Annotated in this window: 1 protein-coding gene and 1 pseudogene; one reads left to right on the top strand and one right to left on the bottom strand. The window is 76.3% G+C overall.

Going from position 1 to position 1,368, the window contains the following annotated elements; translation table 11 throughout:
* The coding region (locus E0D90_RS25650; RefSeq protein ID WP_130800297.1) for an ROK family transcriptional regulator at positions 1-987 on the bottom strand (987 nt) is incomplete at its 3' end.
* A 101-nt stretch (positions 988-1,088) separates the two neighbouring features.
* Between E0D90_RS25650 and E0D90_RS25645 the strand changes: the two are divergent.
* Positions 1,089-1,368 (top strand): annotated as a pseudogene (locus E0D90_RS25645) (MFS transporter); the annotation flags it as partial.

Here is a 1,368-nt window from a genome sequence, read left to right as displayed (position 1 = left end):
GGCCGGGCCCGCGTCCCCTCCTGCCTCGGGCGTCCGGTGGGCGTCGTCATCGGGGTGCTCGCCGAGCAGTTCCAGCGCCTGCCGGACGGCGGCCTCCGCGGCCTCGGCGCTGTCGGGCGCCGGCGGGTGGATGCCGTGCGCGCGTGCGAGGTCGCAGACGGCCGCGCTGCTGGTGAGGGCGTGCAGCCCGCCGGCGCAGTCGGTGGCGGCGGGCAGCGAGTCGGTGCCGGGCACGGGCAGGAACCCGATCTCGCCCGCGCCGCCGGAGGCGCCGCGCCGCAGCGCGCCGTCGAGGATGACGGCGGCGCCGGTGCCCGAGCCGAGCCAGAGCAGGACGAAGGTGTCGCGTTCGCGTGCGGCTCCCTCGCGGTGTTCGGCGATGGCGGCGAGGTTGACCTCGTTCTCCACCAGGACCCGGCCGGCGCGGGCGGGCAGCAGGCGGACGAGTTCACCGTGCCAGGCCGGGAGCATGGCGTTGTCGCGGCCGAGGGTGCCGGTGGCGGGATCGACGAGCCCGGGGGCGCCGACCACGGCGGTGTGGACCTCGCGCACGCCCGCGTCGGCCAGCACCGCGTCCAGCAGGGCGAGGGCGGCGGCGGCCGGGGCGCCCGGGGCGTCCTCCTCCCCCGGCGGCCCGTCGGGGACCGGCAGGGTCGCGCGGGCCACGGGCCGGCCGGTGAGATCGGCGACGGCGACGGTGGCGCTGTCGAGCCGGACGTCGAGGGCGGCGACATGGGCGCGGTCGGCTACCAGCCCGTAGAGGCGGGCGTTGGGGCCGCGCCGGGCGGAGCCGGACTCGCCGACGACGGCGACCAGTCCGTCGTCCTGGAGCCGGCCGACCAGGTCGGCGACGGACGGACGGGAGAGACCGGTGGCGTCCTTCAGCTGGGTCGCCGTCAACGGGCCCCGCTCGGCGAGTAGTTCGAGTGCGATGCGGTCGTTGATGGCCCTGGCCGTCCGGGGCGTCGCGGTGCGGGCGGTGGTCATGGCGGCGATCCTCGCAGATCCGTTGCACATCCCGGACCCCGCGTGTCGTGGGGCCGATGACGGGCTTTTTATACAGGCAACCTTCCTGATAGTTTACGCCCATGCTGTCCTCCACGACGCGGCGTGCCCGCCGCTCGACCTCCGCCGTGTTCGCCGTGCACGGCGCCGCAGCCGGCGCCTTCGCCACCCGCATCCCCTGGATTCACGAACATCTCGGCCTCACCACCGGCCAGTTGGGCATGGTGCTGGCCTTCCCGGCGATCGGCGCCGCCCTCGCCATGCCGCTGGCCAGTGGCCTGCTGCACCGCTACGGCGCACGGGCCGCCGTGCGCGGGCTGCTGACGGTGTGGTGTCTCGCCATCGCCCTGCCCGCCCTGGCCC

It is taken from the genome of Streptomyces otsuchiensis, from assembly GCF_004305975.1.
Lineage (GTDB): Bacteria > Actinomycetota > Actinomycetes > Streptomycetales > Streptomycetaceae > Streptomyces > Streptomyces otsuchiensis.
This window is presented reverse-complemented; position numbering and strand designations above follow the sequence as displayed.